19 protein-coding genes and 1 pseudogene are annotated in these 21,451 nt (G+C 65.0%); 6 read left to right on the top strand and 14 right to left on the bottom strand.

Going from position 1 to position 21,451, the window contains the following annotated elements; translation table 11 throughout:
- Nucleotides 1-42: 42 nt before the first annotated feature.
- Genes JNL31_RS15450 through JNL31_RS15465 form a run of 4 tightly spaced genes read left to right on the top strand, consistent with a single transcriptional unit; the run spans nucleotide 43 to nucleotide 3,631 of the window.
- Nucleotides 43-1,050 (top strand): ABC transporter permease subunit, encoded by a 1,008-nt coding sequence (locus JNL31_RS15450; RefSeq protein WP_294975073.1) that lies wholly within the window; start codon nucleotides 43-45, stop codon nucleotides 1,048-1,050.
- On the top strand, nucleotides 1,047-1,949 hold the full coding sequence (locus tag JNL31_RS15455) for an ABC transporter permease subunit (RefSeq protein WP_294975076.1): 903 nt from the start codon (nucleotides 1,047-1,049) through the stop codon (nucleotides 1,947-1,949). The genes JNL31_RS15450 and JNL31_RS15455 overlap by 4 nt, the downstream gene beginning before the upstream one ends.
- 3 nt (nucleotides 1,950-1,952) lie before the next feature.
- A complete protein-coding gene (locus JNL31_RS15460) occupies nucleotides 1,953-2,792 on the top strand; it encodes an ABC transporter ATP-binding protein (protein ID WP_294975079.1) in 840 nt (279 codons plus the stop codon).
- Entirely contained in the window at nucleotides 2,789-3,631 is an 843-nt protein-coding gene (locus JNL31_RS15465) for a dipeptide ABC transporter ATP-binding protein (protein WP_294975081.1), read from the top strand. The genes JNL31_RS15460 and JNL31_RS15465 overlap by 4 nt, the downstream gene beginning before the upstream one ends.
- 376 nt (nucleotides 3,632-4,007) lie before the next feature.
- Here the strand turns inward: JNL31_RS15465 and JNL31_RS15470 are convergent, their stop codons facing one another.
- The 8 genes from JNL31_RS15470 to JNL31_RS15505 form a co-directional block, all read right to left on the bottom strand.
- The gene (locus JNL31_RS15470) at nucleotides 4,008-5,822 is read right to left on the bottom strand and encodes a prolyl oligopeptidase family serine peptidase (RefSeq protein WP_294975084.1); all 1,815 of its coding nucleotides are present in this window, start codon (nucleotides 5,820-5,822) and stop codon (nucleotides 4,008-4,010) included.
- Nucleotides 5,819-6,790 carry an oligopeptide/dipeptide ABC transporter ATP-binding protein gene (locus tag JNL31_RS15475; protein WP_294975087.1) on the bottom strand — a complete coding sequence of 324 codons (972 nt, stop codon included), beginning with the start codon at nucleotides 6,788-6,790 and terminating at the stop codon, nucleotides 5,819-5,821. Before JNL31_RS15475 ends, JNL31_RS15470 begins: the two co-directional genes overlap by 4 nt.
- Nucleotides 6,787-7,767, bottom strand: coding sequence for an ABC transporter ATP-binding protein (locus JNL31_RS15480; RefSeq protein WP_294975090.1), 981 nt, complete (start codon nucleotides 7,765-7,767; stop codon nucleotides 6,787-6,789). The genes JNL31_RS15475 and JNL31_RS15480 overlap by 4 nt, the downstream gene beginning before the upstream one ends.
- Nucleotides 7,757-8,629: an ABC transporter permease gene (locus tag JNL31_RS15485; RefSeq protein ID WP_294975093.1), complete on the bottom strand. Its 873-nt coding sequence runs from the start codon at nucleotides 8,627-8,629 to the stop codon at nucleotides 7,757-7,759. Before JNL31_RS15485 ends, JNL31_RS15480 begins: the two co-directional genes overlap by 11 nt.
- Nucleotides 8,619-9,542 carry an ABC transporter permease gene (locus tag JNL31_RS15490; RefSeq protein ID WP_294975096.1) on the bottom strand — a complete coding sequence of 308 codons (924 nt, stop codon included), beginning with the start codon at nucleotides 9,540-9,542 and terminating at the stop codon, nucleotides 8,619-8,621. The genes JNL31_RS15485 and JNL31_RS15490 overlap by 11 nt, the downstream gene beginning before the upstream one ends.
- A gap of 19 nt (nucleotides 9,543-9,561) precedes the next feature.
- Nucleotides 9,562-11,163, bottom strand: coding sequence for a peptide ABC transporter substrate-binding protein (locus JNL31_RS15495; protein WP_294975099.1), 1,602 nt, complete (start codon nucleotides 11,161-11,163; stop codon nucleotides 9,562-9,564).
- A gap of 26 nt (nucleotides 11,164-11,189) precedes the next feature.
- Complete coding sequence (locus JNL31_RS15500) at nucleotides 11,190-12,299, bottom strand: succinylglutamate desuccinylase/aspartoacylase family protein (protein ID WP_294975102.1); 1,110 nt, start codon at nucleotides 12,297-12,299, stop codon at nucleotides 11,190-11,192.
- 90 nt (nucleotides 12,300-12,389) lie between these two features.
- On the bottom strand, nucleotides 12,390-14,402 hold the full coding sequence (locus JNL31_RS15505; protein ID WP_294975105.1) for a CocE/NonD family hydrolase: 2,013 nt from the start codon (nucleotides 14,400-14,402) through the stop codon (nucleotides 12,390-12,392).
- A 262-nt stretch (nucleotides 14,403-14,664) separates the two neighbouring features.
- Between JNL31_RS15505 and JNL31_RS15510 the strand changes: the two genes are divergently transcribed.
- Complete coding sequence (locus JNL31_RS15510; protein ID WP_294975107.1) at nucleotides 14,665-15,243, top strand: TorF family putative porin; 579 nt, start codon at nucleotides 14,665-14,667, stop codon at nucleotides 15,241-15,243.
- Nucleotides 15,244-15,493: 250 nt separating this feature from the next.
- Here JNL31_RS15510 and JNL31_RS15515 read toward each other — a convergent pair whose 3' ends face one another.
- The 4 genes from JNL31_RS15515 to JNL31_RS15530 form a co-directional block, all read right to left on the bottom strand.
- Nucleotides 15,494-15,706 carry a hypothetical protein gene (locus JNL31_RS15515; protein WP_294975109.1) on the bottom strand — a complete coding sequence of 71 codons (213 nt, stop codon included), beginning with the start codon at nucleotides 15,704-15,706 and terminating at the stop codon, nucleotides 15,494-15,496.
- Entirely contained in the window at nucleotides 15,707-16,264 is a 558-nt protein-coding gene (locus JNL31_RS15520) for a DUF2478 domain-containing protein (RefSeq protein ID WP_294975112.1), read from the bottom strand. It abuts the gene before it with no gap.
- A 512-nt stretch (nucleotides 16,265-16,776) separates the two neighbouring features.
- Nucleotides 16,777-17,931, bottom strand: a complete 1,155-nt coding sequence (locus tag JNL31_RS15525) for a Gfo/Idh/MocA family oxidoreductase (protein ID WP_294975115.1) — start codon at nucleotides 17,929-17,931, stop codon at nucleotides 16,777-16,779.
- A gap of 1 nt (nucleotide 17,932) precedes the next feature.
- Entirely contained in the window at nucleotides 17,933-18,949 is a 1,017-nt protein-coding gene (locus JNL31_RS15530; protein WP_294975117.1) for a Gfo/Idh/MocA family oxidoreductase, read from the bottom strand.
- A gap of 160 nt (nucleotides 18,950-19,109) precedes the next feature.
- Here JNL31_RS15530 and JNL31_RS15535 point away from each other — a divergent pair, with 160 nt between their 5' ends.
- Nucleotides 19,110-20,069 (top strand): sugar phosphate isomerase/epimerase, encoded by a 960-nt coding sequence (locus JNL31_RS15535; protein ID WP_294975120.1) that lies wholly within the window; start codon nucleotides 19,110-19,112, stop codon nucleotides 20,067-20,069.
- Nucleotides 20,070-20,122: 53 nt separating this feature from the next.
- On the opposite strand, the gene JNL31_RS15540 is transcribed toward JNL31_RS15535, so the two are convergent.
- Nucleotides 20,123-21,127, bottom strand: a complete 1,005-nt coding sequence (locus JNL31_RS15540; protein ID WP_294975122.1) for a Gfo/Idh/MocA family oxidoreductase — start codon at nucleotides 21,125-21,127, stop codon at nucleotides 20,123-20,125.
- A gap of 98 nt (nucleotides 21,128-21,225) precedes the next feature.
- Nucleotides 21,226-21,451: pseudogene (locus JNL31_RS15545) on the bottom strand (hypothetical protein); the annotation flags it as partial.

Below are 21,451 nucleotides of genomic sequence, written 5' to 3' on the forward strand. Positions count from 1 at the left end.
CGCGGGGGCTGGTCCTCCGCGCGTCTTTCAAGGAACGAGGCCATGGTCCGGTTCATTCTTTCCAAACTGCTGTATCTGGTGCCGACCTTCCTTGGCATCACCCTCATCGCCTTCAGCTTCGTGCGCATCCTGCCCGGCGACCCGGTGCTGTTGATGGCGGGCGAACGCGGCGTGACGCCCGAACGCCATGCCGAGCTGACGGCCCAGCTGGGCTATGACAAGAACGTGGTGCTGCAGTATTTCGATTTCCTCGGGCGGCTGTTCCACGGCGATTTCGGCAATTCGCTGGTGACGAAGAAGCCGGTGATCACCGAATTCCTGTCCCTGTTCCCGGCAACAGTCGAGCTGGGGCTTTGCGCCATCATCATCGCCACGCTGATCGGCGTGCCGGTGGGGGTTCTGGCCGCGATCAAGCGCGGCTCGTGGTTCGACCAGGTCTCGATGACCACGGCACTTGTCGGCTTCTCGATGCCGATCTTCTGGTGGGGTCTCCTCTTGATCATCTTCTTCTCGGGAATCCTGGGCTGGACGCCGGTATCAGGCCGGATCAGCCTGATGTATTTCTTCCCCGATGTGACCGGCTTCATGCTGATCGACAGTCTGCTGTCGGGCCAGGAGGGCGCCTTCGGCTCGGCGGTCAGCCACCTGATCCTCCCCTCTGTCGTGCTGGCGACGATCCCGCTGGCGGTGATCGCCCGGCAGACCCGTTCCGCGATGCTTGAGGTGATGGGCGAGGACTACGTCCGCACCGCCCGCGCCAAGGGGATGCCGGCCAGCCGTGTCATCGGCATTCACGCGCTGCGGAACGCGATGATCCCGGTCGTCACCACCATCGGCCTGCAGATCGGTGTGCTGATGGCCGGTGCCATCCTGACCGAGACGATCTTCTCTTGGCCCGGCATCGGCAAATGGATGATCGATTCGATCAGCCGACGCGACTATCCGGTCGTGCAGTCCGGCCTGCTCTTGATCGCCGGGCTGGTGATGGTGGTGAACCTTCTGGTCGACCTGACCTACGGCCTGATCAACCCGAGGATCCGCAACACATGACCGATACAACCGTCAAACTTTCGGATGCCGCAATCCGCCGCCGCATGCTGGCCGAGTTCTGGTTCTACTTCAGCCAGAACCGGGGTGCGGTGCTTGGGCTGATCGTCTTTATCCTTCTGGTGCTGATCGCGGTCTTTGCCGGGCTTCTGGCCCCGCATGACCCAACGGTGCAGTATCGCGACGCCCTGCTGGTCCCCCCGATGTGGGAGGAAGGCGGACGCTCGGCCTATGTCTTTGGCACCGATGCCGTCGGGCGGGACATGCTGTCGCGGCTGATCTACGGCGCGCAGTATTCGCTGTTCATCGGCATCGTCGTGGTCTCCATCGCGCTGGTCGGCGGCATCGTCATCGGTCTGCTGGCCGGTTTCTTCGGCGGCTGGGTCGATACCGTCATCATGCGGGTGATGGACGTGATCCTGGCCTTCCCCTCGCTTCTGCTGGCGCTGGTGCTGGTGGCGGTGCTGGGGCCGGGGCTGACCAATGCGATGATCGCCATCGCCATCGTCTACCAGCCGCATTTCGCCCGCCTGACCCGCGCCGCCGTGATGTCCGAGATGAAGCGCGAATATGTCACCGCCGCCCGGGTCGCCGGGGCAGGCAACCTGCGGCTGATGTTCAAGACCATCCTGCCGAACTGCCTGGCCCCGCTGATCGTGCAGGCGACGCTGTCGTTCTCCTCGGCCGTGCTGGATTCGGCCGCGCTTGGCTTTCTTGGCATGGGCGCGCAGCCGCCCGCGCCGGAATGGGGCACCATGCTGGCCGAAGCGCGGGAATTCATACTGTCGGCCTGGTGGGTCGTCACTTTCCCCGGCATCGCCATTCTCGTTTCGGTTCTGGCGATCAACCTGATGGGCGACGGTCTGCGCGACGCCCTTGACCCGAAACTGAAGCGGAGCTGACAGATGGCGCTTCTGAACATCCGCAACCTCACGGTCAAATTCGCCACCGCCACCGGCAGCTTTACCGCCGTCGACGGGATCGACGTGTCCGTCGACAAGGGCGAGGTTCTGGCCATCGTCGGCGAATCTGGCTCGGGCAAATCGGTGTCGATGCTGGCGGTGATGGGGCTCTTGCCCGACACCGCCACCATCACCGCCGACGAGATAACCTATGACGGGCAGGACATCTCGAACCTCACCCCCGCGCTGCGCCGCAAACTGATCGGGCGCGAGATCACGATGATCTTCCAGGAACCCGTCGCCTCCCTGAACCCCAGCTTCACCACCGGCTTCCAGATCGAGGAAGTGCTGCGACTGAACCTTGGCATGTCCCGTCGCGAGGCCCGCGCCCGCGCGCTTGAGCTGTATCGCGCCGTCGGCATCCCCGAGCCGGAGGAGAAGCTGAAGGCCTATCCGCACCAGATGTCGGGCGGGCAATGCCAGCGGGTGATGATCGCCATGGCCATCGCCAGCAATCCGCGCCTCTTGATCGCCGACGAACCGACCACGGCGCTGGATGTGACGATCCAGAAGCAGATCCTCGACCTTCTGATGAAGCTGCAAGAGGATTACGGCATGGCCCTGATCCTGATCACCCATGACATGGGCGTGGTGGCCGAAACCGCCGACCGGGTGGTGGTGCAGTACAAGGGCAAGAAGATGGAAGAGGCCGACGTGCTGTCGCTGTTCGAAAGCCCGCAGAACCCCTATACGCGCGCGCTTCTCTCGGCCCTGCCCGAGAATGCCACCGGCGACCGGCTGCCCACCGTGTCCGACTTCTTCACGCAGGAGGCCGCAGGATGACCGCTGTTGTCGAAGGTCGCACCATCATCCAGGACTATCACATCCCCGGCGGCCTCTTCGGCGGCGCCAAGACGGTGCGAGCGCTGAAAGGCGTGGATTTCAAGGTGGAGAAGGGCAAGACCCTCGCCATCGTCGGCGAAAGCGGCTCGGGCAAGTCCACGCTGGCCCGGGTGATCGCGCTGATCGACGCCCCCACGGGCGGTGAGTTGCTGATCGACGGCCAGCGCGTCGACATCAGCGCCAGGCGCCCCGGCCCCGAGATGCGGTCCAAGGTGCAGATGGTGTTCCAGAACCCCTATGGCAGCCTGAACCCGCGCCAGAAGATCGGCGATGTGTTGATGGAGCCCATGGTGATCAACACCCAGGTTCCCGCAGCCGAACGCCGCGAGCGGGCCGAGGCGATGCTGAAGAAGGTCGGGCTGCAACCGGAACATTTCAACCGCTATCCCCACATGTTCTCGGGCGGGCAGCGCCAGCGCATCGCCATCGCGCGGGCCTTGATGCTGAACCCCTCGCTGCTGGTGCTGGACGAACCCGTCTCGGCGCTGGACCTGTCGGTGCAGGCGCAGGTGCTGAACCTGCTGGCCGATCTGCAGGACGAGTTCGGGCTGACCTATGTCTTCGTCAGCCATGACCTGTCGGTCGTGCGCTACATCGCCGACGACGTGATGGTGATCTCGAAAGGCGAGGCGGTTGAACAGGGCAGCCGCGAGGCGATCTTTGCCGACCCGCAACACCCCTATACCCGCCAGCTGTTCGCGGCGACCCCGGTGACGGACGTGTCCGCCATCCGCACAAGGGTGGAACGGCGCCGTCTTGCGCGGGCAGGGGCAGTGTAGCCCCCGCGCCGCCATCGAACCGGTGATCGCCCGCGGCCCGTGCTGCCGCCTGGTCTGAATTCGGGACGCAGGGCAGGAAGGCGACCCATTCGGCCAGGGTCAGACCCGCTCCAGCGCGATGGCAATGTCCTGGTCGACGCTGATGCACAAGCTGGACAGGGACCGCCGCCCGAACCACCAGCTTCAAGCAGCATAGTCTGAACCCAGTGGTGCAGAATTTTCTGCTTCAAAATCAGGGTGCCCGTTCCAAATCAGTCGACGAGACAAAGCCGTCGCAAGGTGTTTCCTGCGATAGGTTCACGCCGTCAAACCGTGTGGTGGGACAACTGGCGAACCGCTCTGCGAAGATGTCATCGGCGAAAGCTGCCTGCACGCGTCAAACAGGTGCCGTTGCAACGTCGAGAAACGCATTTTGAAGGAACTCTGCGCTTTTTCGCAGATAGCGTTCCACATTCCGTCGTCTGAATACGCCATGCCCTTCGTCGGCGAACAGAAGGACCTCATGCCGAATCTTCGCCCTGGTCAAATCCCGGATGGCCGCGTGGGTGTTTTCTGGCCCGACGTTGGAATCTGCCAGCCCGTGTACAATCAGGACGTGCCCCCGTATGTGGTCTACAAACCGGCCAGGGGAGGCATTGGCGTACTTCTCGGGAAACTCCTCGGGTGTGCCGCCCATCATCTCTTCGGAATAGGCTCGGCCATGGGGCATTTCGGTAGCGTGGTAATCGATGTCCAGCCGGTACATGCCGCACATCGGAATGGCGGCGGTTACAAGGTCGGCGTGGCGGGTGATGGCGAACCAGCTGGAGAAGCCGCCGTAGGAATTGCCTGCCACCGCGATCGGGCCGGGGATGCCTGCGGCAAGGGCGGCCTCCAGCCCGGCACGGATGTCGGCCTGTTCGCGCCCGCCCCAGCCGTCTTCCTTCACCGCCTCGCGGTGGGCGTAGCCGAAGCCAGTCGAGCCGCGATAGTTGGGGTCGAGGACGGCATAGCCCTGTGCGACCCAGAACTGGATCTTGGGATTCACCCAGTCCTCGGAATGCCAGGTCGGGCCGCCGTGGACATGGGCGATCAAGCCTTTGGGCCGGCCTTCGGGCCGGTAGAGCCAGCCTTGCATCGGGCGCCCGTCCGGCGCGGTCCAGCGAAAGTCCTGCGGCGCGGTGTGGCGGCGCCTTGGTTCGGGGGCGGCACGGAAGATTGCGCGGCAGGTGCCGTCGGCCGCGATTGCGACAAGGTCGTGGGGACTGTCGGCATCATAGGCCTCGGCCAGCCAGCCGCCGTCGGGCAGGGCGGCATGAGGCAAGAGGCTGCGGCGGCCGGAGAGGTTGGGCAGGGGGTGGATGCCTTTCGGCCCGACAAGCGATGCGCGCGTATGGCTTTCAACGTGGTGGATGCAGAGGAAGTCGTCTCCGGTTCCGCCGAGGATGGAATGGGGGCAGAGGTCCGGCTCTGAGGCGAGCCAGTCCACCGCGCCGCTGGAAAGGCCAAGAACGCCCATCTTGTCGCACCCGTCGTGGTCGCAGGCGAAGGCGATGCGGTCGTCGTTCAGCCAGGCGGCAAGGACGTTGTTCGTTTCGCCCAAGTCCAGGACCTTGCGGGACTCGCCGCCGGCGACAGGGACGGTCCATAGCTGGTAGCCGCCCGGCGCGCGGTCGCTGCGGTGCCACAGGAGGCGGCTGCCGTCGGGTGAAAGCTGGGGGCCGACGTAGAAATGCGGCGGGCTGTCGGCAGAGGCAAGGCAGCTGCGCAGGCCGGTCGTCAGGTCCTGCCGCCAGAGCCAGGCGCCTTGGGTGACTTCGTTTCGGTGGTAGTCGAAGTCGGCGAGGAAGAAGAGGGCCGAGCCGTCCTTGGCCAGGACCCCGCCATAGACGTAGTGCGTGTCCTGGGTGGGCGTGATCTGGGTCAGAGCCTTGGTTTCGCGGTCGAGGATGAGCAGGTGGTCATGCTCGTTCGCGTTAAGCGACTGGGCGAGGATCAGGCGGCGGCCGTCGGGGGCGACGTCGCGGATCAGGTAGTGGTCCCGCCCGTCGGTCAGCATCCGGGGCGGGGCGGAACCGTCTAGGGGCGCGCACCAGACATTCTCGGTGTCGGTCAGGCCCGCCATGCACCAGAAGGCCCAGCAGCCATCCGCACTGGCGTGGATGTTCGAAAGCTGGGGCAGGGCGGCCCAGAGGGTGGCGAGGTCGGTCATGGGCCCTCGATGAAATGGCAGGCGGCGAGGCGGTCGGGGGCGACTTCGCGTAGGACGGGGCGGGTGGAGCGGCAGAGGTCGGCGGCTTTCGGGCAGCGGCTGGCGAAGACGCAGCCGGGCGGGGGGGAGAGGACCGAGGGGAGTTCCCCTGCGAGCGCGGTGCCGACGCGGCCCTTCTCGCGCCGGGGGTCGGGTTCGGGGACGGCCTGCATCAGGGCCTGGGAATAAGGGTGTAGGGCCTTGGCGTAGAAGGCGCTGCGGGGCGCGTGTTCGACGACGCGACCGAGGCACATAACCATCACGTCATGGCTGATGTGTCGCACGACGGCAAGGTTGTGCGAGATGAAGACGAGGGCGAGGCCCATGCGTTCCTGCAAGTCCATCAGGAGGTTGATGACCTGGGCCTGGATCGAGACGTCCAGCGCCGAGACGGGTTCGTCGCAGATGATGAGCTTAGGCCGCCCGACCAGGGCCCGGGCGATACCGACGCGCTGTGCCTGACCGCCCGACAGTTCATGCGGGTAACGGTCCGCGAAATCGGCAGAGAGGCCGACCTGCCCCAAAGCCTCGATGGCACGGGCGCGGGCTTCGGCGCGGGTGAGACCGGGCTCGAAGGTGGCGAGCGGGCGGCTGACGATGCGGGCGAGGGTCATGCGAGGATCGAGGGCGGCGACCGGGTCCTGGAAGATGATCTGCATCTCGGACCGGCGGCGGCGCAGGTCGGGGATCGTGGCCATGTCCTGCCCTTGCCACAGGACCTGCCCTCCGGTCGGCGCGATCAGACGCAGGAGCGCCCGGCCGAGGGTGGACTTGCCGCAGCCGGATTCGCCAACGACGCCAAGGGTGCGGCCCGGCTCCAGCGTGAAGGAAACCTCGTGGACGATGGGCAGTAGGCGCGGGCCGGAGAGCAGACTCGCGCCCGGCACCTTGTAGCCCACCCCGAGATTGCGTGCCTCCAGCAAGGTCATGGCGCGGCCCCCGTCAGGTAACAGGCGGCGCGGCGACCGGGGCCGAGGGCGGTGAGATCGCGCAAGGGCGGGCGGTCAGTGGTGCAGGCGGCCAAGCGCACCTCGCATCGGTCGACGAAGGGGCAACCCTTTGCCGAGCCGCCCGAGCGCGGCGTACCGGGGATGGTGCCAAGCCGTGGGGTCAGCACGGTTTCCAGGCGCGGCATCGCGGCCAGAAGGCCCCGCGTGTAGGGATGTGCGGGGGCGTCGAACAGCACTTCTGCCGGGGCTTCTTCCATTACCCGCCCCCCGTAGAGGACGACGACCCTGTCGCAGAGCCGCGCCACAACGCCCAGATCGTGCGTGACTAGGATGATCGCCGTTCCGGTCTCGCGCGCAAGCTCGGCCATGAGGTCAAGCACCTGTGCCTGGATGGTCACGTCGAGCGCGGTCGTGGGTTCGTCGGCAAGCAGCAGGCGGGGTTTCGCCAGCAGCGCCATCGCGATCATCACGCGCTGCCGCATCCCGCCGGAAAACTCGTGCGGGAAGCGGCGTGCGCGGGCGGCGGCATCGGGGATGCGGACGCGGTCGAGCATCCGGACGGCCTCGGCCCGCGCCTCGGCCTTGGACAGGCCCTTGTGGACGATCAGCCCCTCGGCCAACTGGTCGCCGACGCGCATGTAAGGGTTCAGGCTGGTCATCGGGTCCTGGAAGATCATCGACAGCGCGTCGCCCCGCACCCGGTCAAGCCGGTCGGGTGACAGCGCCAGAAGGTTCTGGCCCTGGAACAGCACCTGACCCGAGGCCCGCCCGTTTGCCGCCAGAAGCCCCATCATCGCGTAAAGGATCTGGCTTTTGCCCGAGCCACTTTCGCCGACGATGCCCAGCACCTCGCCCGGTGCCACATCCAGAGAGACGCCGTCGACGGCCATCGTCTCGCCCTGCGGCAGGCGGAAGCGGACGCCGAGGTCCCGTATGGACAGGAGACTATCGGTCATTGGGATCAAAGGCATCGCGCAGCCCGTCGGCGATGAAGTTCAGGCAGAGGAGCACGAGGGCCAGAAGCCCCCCGGGCAGGAGGAGAAGGCGGAGGTCGCTGTCCATCGCCGCAGTCCCGGTCTGGATAAGATTGCCCCAGCTGGCCTGCGGTTCCTTGATGCCGATGCCAAGGAAGGAGAGGAAGGATTCCGACAGGATCACCTCGGGCACCAGGAGCGAGCCGTAGACGATGACGGTGGACATGCAGTTCGGCACGATGTGTTGCAGCACAATCGCGGGGCCGGTCATGCCCCCCGCCCGCGCGGCCTGAACGAACTCGCGTTGGGCGAGCGACTGCGCCTGAGCGCGGACGATCACCGCGGGAGTGAGCCAGAGGGTGAAGACGATGGCCGAGAAGAGGGCGACGTTTCCGCCGCCGAACAGGAGGCTGAGAAGGATGACGAGGATCACGTAGGGAAAGCCGTAAAGGATTTCGACGAGTCGCATCATGAAGCCATCGGTGCGACCGCCGACATAGCCCGCGACAGCGCCGTAGAGGACGCCGATCACCCCGGCCACCAGCGCGCCGAGAAAGCCGATCGTCAGCGACACCTGCCCGCCTTCCAGGACGCGGACCAGAAGGTCACGGCCGAAATCGTCGGTGCCGAAAAGGTGGGGCCAGATGAATGCGGCCGGGGCGGAGATGAAGTCGAAATCCGCGTCCTCGCCGGAGAAGGGAAAGGCGTAGGGCCCGAGGAAGCACAGCACCACAATCGCGGCCAGCACCACCACCGAGGCCATGGAAAGCCCGTTCTGCCGAAAGCGGCGCAGTTGCAGGTGGAATGTCGAGGTGCCGCGCGGCGGGGCGAGATCAACGCTCATTGCGGATTCTCGGGTCGAGGATCGCCCGGATCACATCCGTCGCGATGTTGAACAGGATGAGGATGCCGCCGTAAAGGAGCGTAATCCCCATGACCAGCGGGTAGTCGCGGTTCAGCGCCGCATCGACGAAATGCCGTCCGATACCCGGCACGGCGAAGATCGTCTCGATCAGGATCGAGCCGGTGATGATCGCTGCCGTCGCCGGGCCAAGGTAGGCGATCACTGGCAGAAGCGCGCCGGTCAGGGTGTGGCGCCAGAGGACGCGGTGCCAGCCGATGCCCTTGGCCCTGGCAGTGCGGACGTAGTTTTCGCGCAGGGTCTCGATCATCGAAGTGCGGGTGAGGCGGCTGATGTAGGCGATGTTGGGCAAGGCCAGCACGATCACCGGCAGGACCAAAGACCGCCAGCCGTCATTGATGCCGCCCACCGGCAGCCAGTTCAGTCGCAGCGCGAAGGTGGCCTGCAACAGGGGGCCTATGACAAAAATCGGGATGGCTATGCCGACGACGCCGACAGTCCCGGCAAGGTAGTCGGTTGCCGAGTTCCGCCGGAGCGCCCCGGCAAGGCCAAGGGCCACGCCGACCATCGCGGCGATCACCACGGCCCAGAAGCCGATGGTGAGCGAGTAGGGCAAACCGCTCGCAATGAGGTCGTTGACCGAATAGTCGCGGTGCCGGGTAGACGGGCCAAGGTCCAGGCGCAGCACCCCCCAGACAAAGCGTCCGAATTGCCTCCAGATCGGCTCGTCCAGGTGGAAGGCAGCCTCGATATTGGCCTGGACTTCGGGGCTGATCTTGCGATTGCGCGAGAAGGGGCCGCCGGGGGCCAGCCGCATGACGAAGAAGGTCAGCGTCACCAGCGCCGCCAGCGTCAGGCCCCCATGCCACAGCCGTTTTCCGATGAAGCGGAGCATCCCGCGCAGGTTCCGTTGCCTACTCCAATGTCATGAACTGCGAGTTGTGATAGCCGGCCGCTGAGGCGCCGAAGCCCTTGACGTTCGGCTTGACGAGGTGGCGGTAGGGTTCGATCGAGATCGGCGCGAAGATATAGTCGTCGAGCAGGATCTTCTCGGCCTTGGCCAGTGCGGGGTAGCGCGTGGCCTTGTCCGGCTGCTGCGCGGCCTCGTCCATCGCGGTGTCGTATTCGGGTTTCTCCCAGCCGTAACCCGGTTCCGCAGAGGGGCGCATGTAGGACAGGAATGTTTCCGGCCCGGCAAAGTCACCCACCAGATTGTCGGCAAAGATGGTCCAGTCATCGGTGTAGAAAAGGTCAAGCCAGGCTTTGCGCTCCATCGAGTTCACCTCGACCTCGGCCCCCAGCACCTTCTTCCACATCAGCGCGGCGCCTTGGGCGCGGCGGATGTTGATCTCGGCGACCGTCGTTGCGATGGACAGTTTCAGCGGATTGTCCGGGCCGTAGCCGGCCTTGGCGTAAAGCTCTTTCGCCAGCGCCTCGCGGTCGGCCTGGGACATGTCGGCTTCGGCGATGTCGGGGCCCTTGTAGTCGGGGTCGAAGCCGCCCGCATAATTCAGCTTGGGCGTCGCGCCGCCCTTGACGATCTTGTTCTCCAGCACGTCGCGGTCCAGTGCCAGCGACAGGGCGCGGCGGAGGTCGATGTTCTGCAGGTCGGGGTTCGACAGGTTGAAGCTGTAGTAGATCAGGTAGGTCGAGGGGAAGACCCAGACCTCGTCCGGCGTTTCGGCCTTCAGGCGCTCCAGATCGGCCAGCGGAATGTCGTAGGTGATGTCCAGCTCGCCCGCCTGATAGCGCTTGAGTTCGGTCCCGACGTCCTCGGTCACATGATACTTGACGAAGGGAATCTTCACGTTGGCCGCGTCCCAGTAGTTCGGGTTTTTCTCCAGCAGGACATGGCTTTGCGGCACGACCTCCTTGATGACATAGGCCCCGTTCGTGACGACCTTCGCCGGGTCGATGAACACGCCCGCACCGTTCGCATCGAAGCTCGGCGAATGCAGGGGGGCCATCTGGAACGACCCCATCAGGTCCAGGATATGCGGGGCAGGCGTCTCCATTTCGACGACGACCGTCCGGTCATCCGGAGCGGTCACGCCCAGAACGGAAGGGTCCTTGGTCTCGCCGTTGGCAAGCGCTGCGGCACCCTTCACCTTGATGGTCGAATAGAAGTAGTAGCCCTTCTCGGACACGGTGTCGGGGTTGAGGGTTCGCAGAACGTTGTTGACGAAATCCTGCGCAACGAGGGGGTCGCCGTTCGACCACTTCAGCCCCTCGCGCAGGTGGAAGGTGTAGGTCTTGCCGTCGGCACTCGCCTCCCAGCTTTCCGCGGCGCCGGGGATGATCTTGCCGACCGGATCAAAGCTGATCAGCCCCTCGTAGGCATCCGCCATGATCCACCCGGCCGCCGAGTCGAAGTTCACCTGCGGGTCGAGCGAGGCCCATTCCGACCCCACGCCGCGGTCGAGCGTATCGTCGGCCAATGCCGGGCCTGTCGCCAGCGAAAGCGCCAGAGCCGCACCAGCCAGCCACCGCGTCAGCCGTCCTGCCTTTCCGATCATCTACGTCACTCCCCGTTATGGTTGGTTCAGTTGGACAGAAGGTCGCCCTTCCGCCGGATTTCCGTGCCCGCAACATGGCAGAGGCCCTGGCCCTTCAGGCAGGTGGTCCAAAGTTCCTGGCGGAACAGAAGGCCGGTCGTGGGCGCCAGAATCTCCACCCTGCGCCGTGCCGCTGCATCGGTCACATGGCCCAGCACCTGTCCTTCGGTCACGCGGTCGCCTGCGGCTGTCACCCAGCTGACGATCCCGCCGATGGGGGCCATGAATTCTACCGCGCCTGCCAGGGGCATTTCCTCGGCCGGTCCATGGGAAGGGACCGGTCCCCCGGTCAGCACCCCGACCCCGGCGAGGAAGGCCATCAATCCCTCGGCATCGCGGACCGCCGTCGCGTCCGACACGTCGCCCTGTCCACGGTATTCCAGCGTGGTCGAGAAGCAGGGCATCGGCACCGCCGCGCCGAACCTGTCGCGCAAGCTTCGCCAGGGCACGGTATGCGCCTCATCAAAGGCATTCCCGCCCGAGACATCCTCGATCAGCGCCAGGACCGAGCCGGTGCAGCGGCCCAGAAGATCGGTGATCTCGGGCCGCGCGGTCGAGGCGTAGAAATGCATGATCGCCCGGTGGTCGCAGTGGAGGTCAAGTACGATGTCGGCGTCATGGGAGCCCTGCATCAGGCGGACGCGCAACTCGTCGACCTCGGTTTCCGGCTTCGCCTCGGACAGGGCCTTGGCGAAGGCGGTGCGGATGGTGGCCGCATTCGCCTCCGCGTCCGGTCCAAGTTGCCCATCGAGTGCATCGCCCGACAGCGCTGCAAGATCGGGATAACCCCGGTTGAAATTGTGCGCGCCTTCCAGGTCACGCCGCCCGACAGGCTTGTGCAGCAACCATTCGGAGAGGCCGATGGGGTTCGCCACGGGGACTACCACGACATGCCCGGCAATTTGTCCCTCGGCCTCGGCCTGATCGAGCAGGTCCATCAGGTGAAACAGGGCCAGCGGACCCGGCATCTCGTCGGCGTGCAGGCCGCCCTGCAGGTATACCTTCGGCCGGTTGCCTTCCCGCCCCCAGTGATGCCGGGTCAGGGTCCGTGTGGTGCCTGGACTTGGCCCGCTGAGGGGTACGGTCTCGGTTCTCATGCGCACCTCTGGCCAGGAGCGGTCATTTGATCAAACCTTGCTCTTCGCGCCCGCGTCGAGTCAACCATCCGTTGGCGTTCGGGCTGAGGTTCAGAGGTGGTCACGCGGGATATCCTCTACCCATTCCCTGCGCGCGATCTCTTGGCCGTCTTCCAAGATTACGGTTTCCGCCTGGAAATGAAAACTTCTTTCATCACATGTCATGCGGCTGCGGCTCTTATGGGTGAAGACGCCATCAGCGCGGGTCTGCACCACCCGGTAGGTGGTTTCCATTGCCGCGCTCAGCGGGTCGCCATCGGTAATTTGATAGCGCGCGTGGCCTTCGCTGGCCTGCCGGATGCCGATGTCTGGATATTCATGGTCATAGCACCAGCGCGGGAAGTCCACCGTGATCTGGCCCGACAGGAGGTCTCGGGTGACGCGGCGCGGATGGGTGGCAGACACCGGATGATCGACCACGGCGCATTCCGCGGCCATTTCCGGCGGGTCGAACGCGCGCAGCGCTGCATCCTCGGGCCGGGGCGGTCGTGTGGACAACAGCAGACTGGTATTACCCAGGTCGATCGCAAGGGTCGCCAGTTCCGGCGAAGGCCAGGCGATGGGCCAATAGGTTGACGACAGCGACAGCCCGATCCGGTGGCCCGCGGGGAAGGAATGGGCAATGTCGTCCAGCTCGACCACCACATCCACCGGTTCGCCGGGGACCAGGGGTTGCGGCCGGTTATGCCCCTTGTGATGGGCAAGGTTCATGAGGCCGAGCGTGACCCGTGTCGAGGCACCGTCGGGCGCGATGTCGTTAAGCCGGACCGCCACCAGCGCCAGAGCCTTGTCGGAGGCCACGCGCAGGTGAAGGCGGGGGGCACCGAGGATTTCGACTGTCTCGGGCAGGCGGGCTGTCATCCAGACCAGTGATCCGCCATCATCCTCGCGCTGGTCGGTGGGCCAGTCCGCCTCGTCACCATAGCGGCCGATTTCACCGGCGGCGGCGCCGACCCAGAGCGGAGAGCAGATGCTGGCGTGACCCGCCTCGGGCAGGTCAGCAAGTTGGCCTTGCGCCGGGAACAGCCGCCAGTCGCGGAGGCGCGGACTGGGCCAGCGGTCCTCGGCCACCCAGCGGCCCGGGCGGTGCGAATAGCAGGTCCGGGGCGGGACGCTGTCCTGCATCCAGACCCGCAGGGCTGGTTCGTCCATGATCCCGGTCGCGATGCCCTTCATCCAGTGGTCGCACCAGCGCAGAACTTCCTGCAGCCAGCCGATAGCCGGACCCACCGTCACGTCCATCGGAAAGGAATGCGCCCAGGGGCCGATCAGAGCTCGGCATTTTTCCGGACCCAGACCCGCCAGCAGCCGGGGCACGGCTTCCGAATAGTTGTCGGCCCAGCCCGACACCGCGTAGACCGGGACTTTGATCGCGCCGAAATCCTCGCAGACCGAGCCGTGGCGCCAATAGGCGTCGCGGTGCTGGTGACGCATCCAGATCAGACCCCAGGGGTCGTTTGCCGCGATGCGTTGCAGCCAGAGGTCGCGCCAGGCCGTTCCGTGCAAGGCCGGATCGGGGGGCAGGTCCATGCCTGCGACCATCGTCCCCGACCAGTCCATATTGTCCTTCGACAGGCAGCCGCCGATGTAGTGGACGTCGGTGGCATAGCGGTCATCGGTGAAGCCCACGGCGATTACGGTCTTCAGGGCCGGAGGCTGCCGCGCGGCGATCTGCAAGCCATTGAAGCCGCCCCAGCTGATCCCGATGGTCGACACCTGACCGTCGCACCAATCCTGCGCGGCGATCCAAGCGATCAGGTCGCAGCCGTCCTCAAGCTCGATCTCGGTGTATTCGTCGTGCAGGAGGCCTTCGCTTTCGCCGCAGCCGCGGATGTCCACCCGCAGGCAGGCATAGCCGTGCCCGGCCAGATACTTGTGCATCCCCTGGTCACGCCCGCGCGTTCCGTCGTGCTTTCGGTAGGGCAGGTACTCCAGGATCGCCGGGTACCGCCCGGCCGCCGGGTGCCAGAGCTTGGCCGCGAGCCGCGTGCCATCGGGCAGCGGGATCCACAAGTTCTCGACCACTGTGACGGCATGCGGAAAGCTGCTGCGGATCAGTGCCACACTATTCCTTCCTTGAAACGGCAACGTCACGGTTGCGCAAGGCGCAAGGTCCGATTCGGTTCGTTGTCCATTTGCGTAGCAGGTTACTATACAGTCGTGCAACAAGATGCGCGAAGCGCCCGTCTCCTTCGTGCGGGACCGGCGGCTTTGAGTCGGTATGCTCTGACTTGGATTTGTCAGACTCGCGAAGTTGTATTCTCCTGCCTCGGCCGATGGGGAGGGCATGCATGCGCAAACTCGCAGCTGTAGCCGCGGTAGTCCTGTGCTTCGGGACAACGTGGCGTTTGCAGAGGAGACTTCGGTTTATGGGGGCGCAGAGGTCGAACTGACCTTCGATGAGTTAGGGCCAGATACAGGAACGACTTCCTATCTCTCTGGATATCTGGAGTTTGAGCGAAGGCATTTCTACGCCGGTATCTGGGGTCAGGTCGCGAATGACGAGGCCTTGTCTGAGCTCGATGTCTACCTTGGGTACCGGAACAAAACTGCGGCCGGGCTTTCCTACGACTTCGGCTATACGCGATACATCTATCCGAATGACGGCGGCGATTGCTGCGGAGAACTTACTGTCAGCCTAGGCGTGCCCATTGGCGACAAGCTGACGGCGACGCTGGATCTGGCCTATGACCCCGCCGGGTCGCTGGGCAACGCCTATGTCGAAGTTGCCTATCAGGCCTCTGAGAAGTTTGGACTTTCGGCAAATTACGGTGTCTGCGAGATCGAGGACGCACCATCCGAGCAGGAATGGGACTCTGGCGTAACCTATAGTCTGACCGACGAGACGGCAGTCGACCTGGTTATTACGACGGATCCGATTATGTCGACAGCTACGTCGGGTTGAGCGTGTCGTTCGATACCACGGTCTTCGAACCCTGACCGATGTCAGGTCTAAACGCTGGATGCCATGATCGACATGATGAGCGATTTGACGACCACCGATGCTGTGGCGAGGCGAGAGGCACCTGACTTGTGCCACTATGCGCTACCGGGAATGGGACACGGGTCGCTGATTCTCGCCCGATGATGTACCGGACGGCGGTCCTGCAGGTGATGGTGTTGCATCGCAACTTCGGCTGCGCGAACCGGGCGGGTCAGCCGTCGCCATCGATCCAGGCGCAGGTGCTGGGCCGCGCCCGTTCGATGCGTTGCCGAGAAGCGGTGAAGTCGCAGGGCGGTGACTGCAAGTAGGAAGAGCGCGATTTCAAGGTGGACCGATTAGTCGTCGGAAAGGGCTCGATTTCGTGCATCAGCTGCCAGGCGGTCAGCAAGGTTGCAGCATGCGGCTGTGCGCCAAGACGCTCCATTTAGGTGCGGTCAGGGTGCGGGCATGGCCTGACCGCAGGATAGTGATCGCTTGCCACTAGCCCGACGGCGGTGCGCAGCCAGGCCATCACCTCATCGGCGTCGGCGTTGATCGGTCGCGCGGCCCCGTCGGCAAAGGCCAGAAAGGCGCCAAGCCAGTCCGGCGAGACACCGACCAGCACCGGCTTGCCTTCGGCCAGCGCCTGCCCGATCAGCTGCGCGAGACCTCGGCCCGCCGCCTCCTGCTTGCCGAACTTGTTGACGATCAGCCCTTGCGCCCTGGCCAGCCGCTCCTGCACGATCACCACGGCCTCCTCGAGCGCACCGGGGTCCAGCCGACAGCCGGTCACGCCGGGGCCGAGGTTCAGGCTGATGCTGCGGGTCGGGCCGTCGGGCAGAAGGTTCAGCACGATCTCGCATTTCGCCTGCGCCGTTCCCGGAATCTGCGACTGGACGGTTCCTGCAAGCTCGATGCCCTCGGCCCGCGCGCGTTCGGCCACGTTGGCAAGGGCCCTGTTGGTCGCTTGATCCTTGTCGGAACTGACGTAGCGGATGTTCATTCTATTCCTGCTTTGTCGGGGGAGTGCTTCGATATATTAGATGAAACATATCCCCCTCAATGACAAGATAGAAGCCCTGGAGCGGCACGAGGTCACTTTCGAGCAATGGTAGTTAACAACCAGAAGATCGCAGTACCGGCACCCCGATGCTGGCTGAGTGATCCCAAGGTTTGATGATGCGGCGCGAGTCATCTGCATCGGGATCATGTTCGGTCGACTGAGGGACAAGTGGCGGCATGCCAACCGTTGTGACAGATGCTTGAAAGCCGTCTTCTCCGCCGTTGCCCAGCCTGCGATCGTCATGCTCCGGACGCGACCCGCGAAAGAGTCCTGACTCTGGCAGACAAGTGCAATTCTTGAGCCGCGCGGGTTGAGCCCGCGTCAGGCAATCGCAATTTCTCGGGAGAACAGGGATATCCAGGTGGTGCAAGTGCTCGGAGCGTCGCCGATGGGCACGGCTCAACACCGACCGTTTTTCGAAACGGGTCAATGCAACGAGGAAATCATAACTCTCAGGTCAGTGGCGGGACCTTGTTGCAGCATTCTCTCTGAATCGCGTCAAGCACGATCGCTGTGTGGTAGCCGTCTGCGATTGACCCATTGTCGAACGCCCTGCCTTCGGCGATGCAGGTCAGGAATTCGTGGATCATGAAGCCGAACCACTCGCTGTAGCCGACAGCGACGGAATCGTGCGGCACGGCCACCAGGCCACCGATATTCGGCGATCCGGGCCGGTTCATGATGCGCTGAAACCCGGTCGGGCCGCCTTCGGTCAGAAGCGCCATCTCATAGTAACTGGGCGTTTCGGTGGTGAAGCGTGCGGTGCCTCTGGTGCCCATGACTTCGACCGTCAGCCGGTTGCCGCTGCCCACGGCGACACGGCTGGCGGTCATCGTGCCCTGTGCGCCGTTGGCGAAGCGCAAGAGTGCCGTCATCACGTCATCATTGTCCACTGCGGCCATCTTGTCCGACAGCGCGACATGGCCATGACCGCTGGTCGTGCCAAGCGGCAGGCGGCGTTCGGCGATGGAAATCTTCGAGGCTGCCCCGACAACGCCCTGAACCTCGCCGAACAGAAACCGCAACATGTCGACCGCGTGGGTTCCCACGTCCAGAAGGGCGCCAGGACCTGCCTTGGCGAATTCGTAACGCCATAAATGCGGTAGCAAGGGGTCCGCGGCATAGTCACATTGGAAGGCGACCGAGATCTGGACCGGGCGGCCCAGGTCGCCGGCCACGACCCGCGCCCTGATCTCGGCCAATGCGGGAATGCGGCGATAGTTGAAGACGGTGCCGGAGACGGTCGTCGCCTTGAGCGCGGCTTCGTGCACCGGGCGGGCCTGTGCCGCCGACAGGGCAAGGGGCTTTTCGCACAGCACATGCTTGCCCGCGGCCAGGGCGGCCAGCGTCACTTCGGTGTGCAGGAAGTTCGGCAGGCAGACCGAGACCACGTCAACCTGCGGATCGGCGATCACCTTCTTCCAGTCGGTCGCGACGTGGGCAAAACCCCAATCTGCCGCCAGCTTCCGAGCCGCCATGCCGTTCATGTCGCAGACCGTGTGCAGCACCCCCGGCGCCGGGTTGAACCGGTGCGCATATTGGCGGTAGGCGCTGGCATGGGCTGCGCCGATCATGCCTGCGCCGATGATGGCAATTCCCTTGACCATGTCAGACCTCCCCAATCTCGACCCAGGTTCCTGTTGTCGCCGACCGGAAGACCGCATCGGCCACGGCGGCATTGGCGCGGGCATCGTCCAGCCCGTAGAACGGCACGTCCCGTCCGCGGACGGCAAGGGCGAAGTTCGTGACCTCGACCTCGTACTGGTCGAGTGCCGGAAACTCGACGCTGCGGGCCTCGGAACGGGCATGGTCGGTCGAGGTGTCGATCACGATGTGGTTCGGCTCTGTCCGCGACGGCACATAGGCCTGCGGCAGGGTGAGGAAGGCACGCTCGCAGACGATCTCGATCGACTGCGACGAGGCTTGGGCGAGCGAGACCATGAAAGTCGCCTGCCGCCCGGCGCCGAAATCAAGGATCACCGAGGTGAAGAGGTCGATCCCCGCGGCGTTGCGCTGCATCTGCGCCATCGCGCGCAGAGGTTCGACGCCGAATACGAAGCGGGCGGCCATGGCGGTGTAGCAGCCAAGGTCGTAGAAGGCCCCGCCGCCCCATTCGGGCGTCTGGCGGAAATCCCGTTCATTGGTCATGTGGAAGGAGAGGAGCGACGAAAAGGTCAGGGCCGCGCCGTGGTCCCTTGCGGCCAGCATCCGCCGCAGGTGCTGCCAGCGCGGCTGGTGGCGGACCATGAAGGCCTCGGCAATCTTCAGCGATGGATCGACATCAGCAAGCGCTTCAAGGTCGGCCGCGCGCAGGGCCGCAGGCTTCTCGATCAGCACATGCTTTCCGGCATCGGCCGCCTTCCGGGCCCATTCGACATGCAGGTGGTTCGGCAGCGCGATGTAGACCGCCTCGACCTCTCGGTCGGTGAGGAGCGCCTCGTAACTGCCATAAGCCATGGCGGCGCCGTGACGGTCGGCCATGGCACGGGCGCGCGCCGGATCGCGGGCGGCGATGGCCCAGGCCGTGCTGGCGGGGCTTTTCGCGATGGCGGGCAGGATCGCGCCCTCTGCAATCCGCGCGGCGCCCAGGATGCCCCATTTCACCGGCTTCAGGTCACTGGTCATCTGGGTCCTCCCGCATCGCTCGACGGGATATGTCTCACGCCGGGGGCGGGCACGCCGCAGGGACTGTGATCGAAAACCATCAGGGCTTCGGCTGCGCGCGGGGACATCGCGCGCTATCTGGGGGCCTCCGCGACCTGCCGCGGACATGCGAGGAGGATATATGAAAATCGGTTTCGTTTCCGACAGCCTGGGCGGCCAGTCGTTCGATCAGATGCTGGACAATGCCGCCCGGATCGGCGTGTCCGGGGTCGAGGTCAACACCGGCGGTTGGTCGACTGCGCCGCATTTCGATCTGCCGGCGATGAAATCCAGCGCCGAGGCGCGCGGGGCGTTCCGGAAAGCCTTCGAGACCCGGGGGCTGGAAATCATCAGCCTGAACGCGAACGGCAATCCCTTGCATCCTACCGATCCGAAGCAGGGCGAGTGCCTAAAGGATACGATCCGCATTGCGGGCGATATGGGGATCAAGACAGTCTGCACCATGTCGGGCCTGCCTGCCGGGCGGAAGGGCGATCTGATGCCGAACTGGGTCGTCTCCAGCTGGCCGCCCGAAACCCGTGCAATCCTCGACTATCAGTGGGACGAGGTGCTGATCCCGTTCTGGACCGAGATCGCCGCGCTGGCCAAGGTGTCAGGCGTGGAACGGATCGCGCTGGAGTTGCACGGCAACCAGTGCGTCTACAACGTCCCCACGCTGCTGAAGCTGCGGCAGGCTGTGGGGCCGCTGATCGGCGCGAACCTCGACCCTTCGCACCTGTTCTGGATGGGCGCCGACCCCCTGATTGCGGCCGAGGCGCTGGGGGCGGCGGTCTACCACGTCCATGCCAAGGACACGTTCCTGAACGCCCCGGTGCAGGCGACGACCAGCCTTCTGGAAAACGGTGGCCTGACCGACATCGCCGCGAGGTCATGGTCCTACATCACGCTTGGCTTTGGCCATGGTGAGGAATGGTGGCGGCAGTTCTGCTATCGGCTAAAGATGGGCGGCTATGATGGCTGGCTCTCCATCGAGCATGAAGACGTGCTTCTGAACTCGCTGGAAGGGCTCGAGAAATCGGTCGCGCTTCTGAAGGGCGTGATCCCGGTGGCTCCGTCTGACTTCAAGCTTCAGGCGATCTGAGGCGCGGAAGGCGCGGGGAGTCCTCCGCGCCTTTTCCGATGAGGCCCCGAACCCTATCTGGCGTAAAACGCGGGTCTTGGCGTTGCCGGTATGGCGATCCGCTGCCCCTCCTTCAGCGCCCTCACCCCAGCCTCGGCTACCTGCGCCGCGGCCAGCCCGTCCCTGCAATCCGACGCGATGGCCGGAAAATCCCCCGTCGCGACAAAGCGCAGGAAGTCCTTGTTCTGCTGCCGATAGGCCTCGGCGTAGCGCGCGCGCCAGTCCGCGTCATAGGCTGCGGACTGCGCCAGCGCGGCATCGAGCAGGGTCTGCACCGGGGCGGCCATCTGCACCGATCCGGCCTCGCCGACCAGCTCGCCGCGCACGTCATAGCCATAGGCCGCGTTGTTGTTGATCTCGATTGTCACCAGCTGGCCGTCCACCGTCTCCAGCACCATCACGACAGGGGCGACCAGCGCGTCGCTGCGCTTTGGCTGGAAGGCAGAGACAGCCGCATACTCGGTGTCCAGCACGAAGCGGACCACATCGAATTCATGCGGAGCCGAATTGGTGATCGCCATCGCCCCGGTGAAATCGGCGGCGGGGGTTTCGACGTTGCGGTGAAAGTTGTGCATCATCAGCGCGCGTCCGATGCGGCCCTGCGTCAGGGCGGATTTCATCTGGGCATAGGCCCGGTCGTAGCGCCGCATGAAACCGAGCTGCACCCAGCGGCGACCCGAGGCCATTTCCGCCTCGATCACCCGGTGGCATTCGGCGCTGGACTGCGACAGCGGCTTTTCGCACAGAACCGGCTTCCGAGCCTCGATGCAGGCCAGCGACAAGGGGGCGTGGGTGAAGTCCGGGCTGGCGATGACGACGGCGTCGATGTCTGAACGCTGGATGGCGGCCCGTGGGTCGGTCATGACCTTGGCCCCGACCGCTGTCGCAAGCGCATCGGCTCGGTCGGGCGAGGCGTAGCAGATCACCCGGACTTCAGCGCCCGGAATGTCCTCGCAGAAGATGTGGGCATGGTCGCTGCCCATGATGCCGGCGCCGATGATGGCAAGTCTGATCGTCATCTGCTTTCCTTTGCGCAATGGCGATCCGGGCCGGGGGGCAACCCGGCCCGGATCTTCTGCTTCTGGCCGCTGGGGGAGAGCAGGCGGCCGGGAGGAGACTATTCGGCGGGCGGTGGCGGGTGGCCGTCATGGGTAGCCATGTAGCCCTCGATCTCGGCTTCAAGGCTGGCCATCGACGCGCCGCCGGCCATCAGGTCGGTGATCTCTTCGCGGGTCTTCTCGCCCTTCTTGAAGTCCGCGGCGACGGCGCCCCGGATCAGCACGGCGAAATGGTCGCCCACCGCCATCGCATGCATCACCTGATGGGTGATGAACACCACCGCC

Source organism: Tabrizicola sp. (assembly GCF_016792905.1).
Classification (GTDB): Bacteria; Pseudomonadota; Alphaproteobacteria; order Rhodobacterales; family Rhodobacteraceae; genus Tabrizicola.

Excerpts from the sequence above, each read along its gene's own strand:
- JNL31_RS15450 (WP_294975073.1), top strand. The coding sequence starts at position 43 with ATGGTCCGGTTCATTCTTTCCAAACTGCTGTATCTGGTGCCGACCTTC.
- JNL31_RS15455 (WP_294975076.1), top strand. The coding sequence starts at position 1,047 with ATGACCGATACAACCGTCAAACTTTCGGATGCCGCAATCCGCCGCCGC.
- JNL31_RS15460 (WP_294975079.1), top strand. The coding sequence starts at position 1,953 with ATGGCGCTTCTGAACATCCGCAACCTCACGGTCAAATTCGCCACCGCC.
- JNL31_RS15465 (WP_294975081.1), top strand. The coding sequence starts at position 2,789 with ATGACCGCTGTTGTCGAAGGTCGCACCATCATCCAGGACTATCACATC.
- JNL31_RS15470 (WP_294975084.1), bottom strand. The coding sequence starts at position 5,822 with ATGACCGACCTCGCCACCCTCTGGGCCGCCCTGCCCCAGCTTTCGAAC.
- JNL31_RS15475 (WP_294975087.1), bottom strand. The coding sequence starts at position 6,790 with ATGACCTTGCTGGAGGCACGCAATCTCGGGGTGGGCTACAAGGTGCCG.
- JNL31_RS15480 (WP_294975090.1), bottom strand. The coding sequence starts at position 7,767 with ATGACCGATAGTCTCCTGTCCATACGGGACCTCGGCGTCCGCTTCCGC.
- JNL31_RS15485 (WP_294975093.1), bottom strand. The coding sequence starts at position 8,629 with ATGAGCGTTGATCTCGCCCCGCCGCGCGGCACCTCGACATTCCACCTG.
- JNL31_RS15490 (WP_294975096.1), bottom strand. The coding sequence starts at position 9,542 with ATGCTCCGCTTCATCGGAAAACGGCTGTGGCATGGGGGCCTGACGCTG.
- JNL31_RS15495 (WP_294975099.1), bottom strand. The coding sequence starts at position 11,163 with ATGATCGGAAAGGCAGGACGGCTGACGCGGTGGCTGGCTGGTGCGGCT.
- JNL31_RS15500 (WP_294975102.1), bottom strand. The coding sequence starts at position 12,299 with ATGAGAACCGAGACCGTACCCCTCAGCGGGCCAAGTCCAGGCACCACA.
- JNL31_RS15515 (WP_294975109.1), bottom strand. The coding sequence starts at position 15,706 with ATGGAGCGTCTTGGCGCACAGCCGCATGCTGCAACCTTGCTGACCGCC.
- JNL31_RS15520 (WP_294975112.1), bottom strand. The coding sequence starts at position 16,264 with ATGAACATCCGCTACGTCAGTTCCGACAAGGATCAAGCGACCAACAGG.
- JNL31_RS15525 (WP_294975115.1), bottom strand. The coding sequence starts at position 17,931 with ATGGTCAAGGGAATTGCCATCATCGGCGCAGGCATGATCGGCGCAGCC.
- JNL31_RS15530 (WP_294975117.1), bottom strand. The coding sequence starts at position 18,949 with ATGACCAGTGACCTGAAGCCGGTGAAATGGGGCATCCTGGGCGCCGCG.
- JNL31_RS15535 (WP_294975120.1), top strand. The coding sequence starts at position 19,110 with ATGAAAATCGGTTTCGTTTCCGACAGCCTGGGCGGCCAGTCGTTCGAT.
- JNL31_RS15540 (WP_294975122.1), bottom strand. The coding sequence starts at position 21,127 with ATGACGATCAGACTTGCCATCATCGGCGCCGGCATCATGGGCAGCGAC.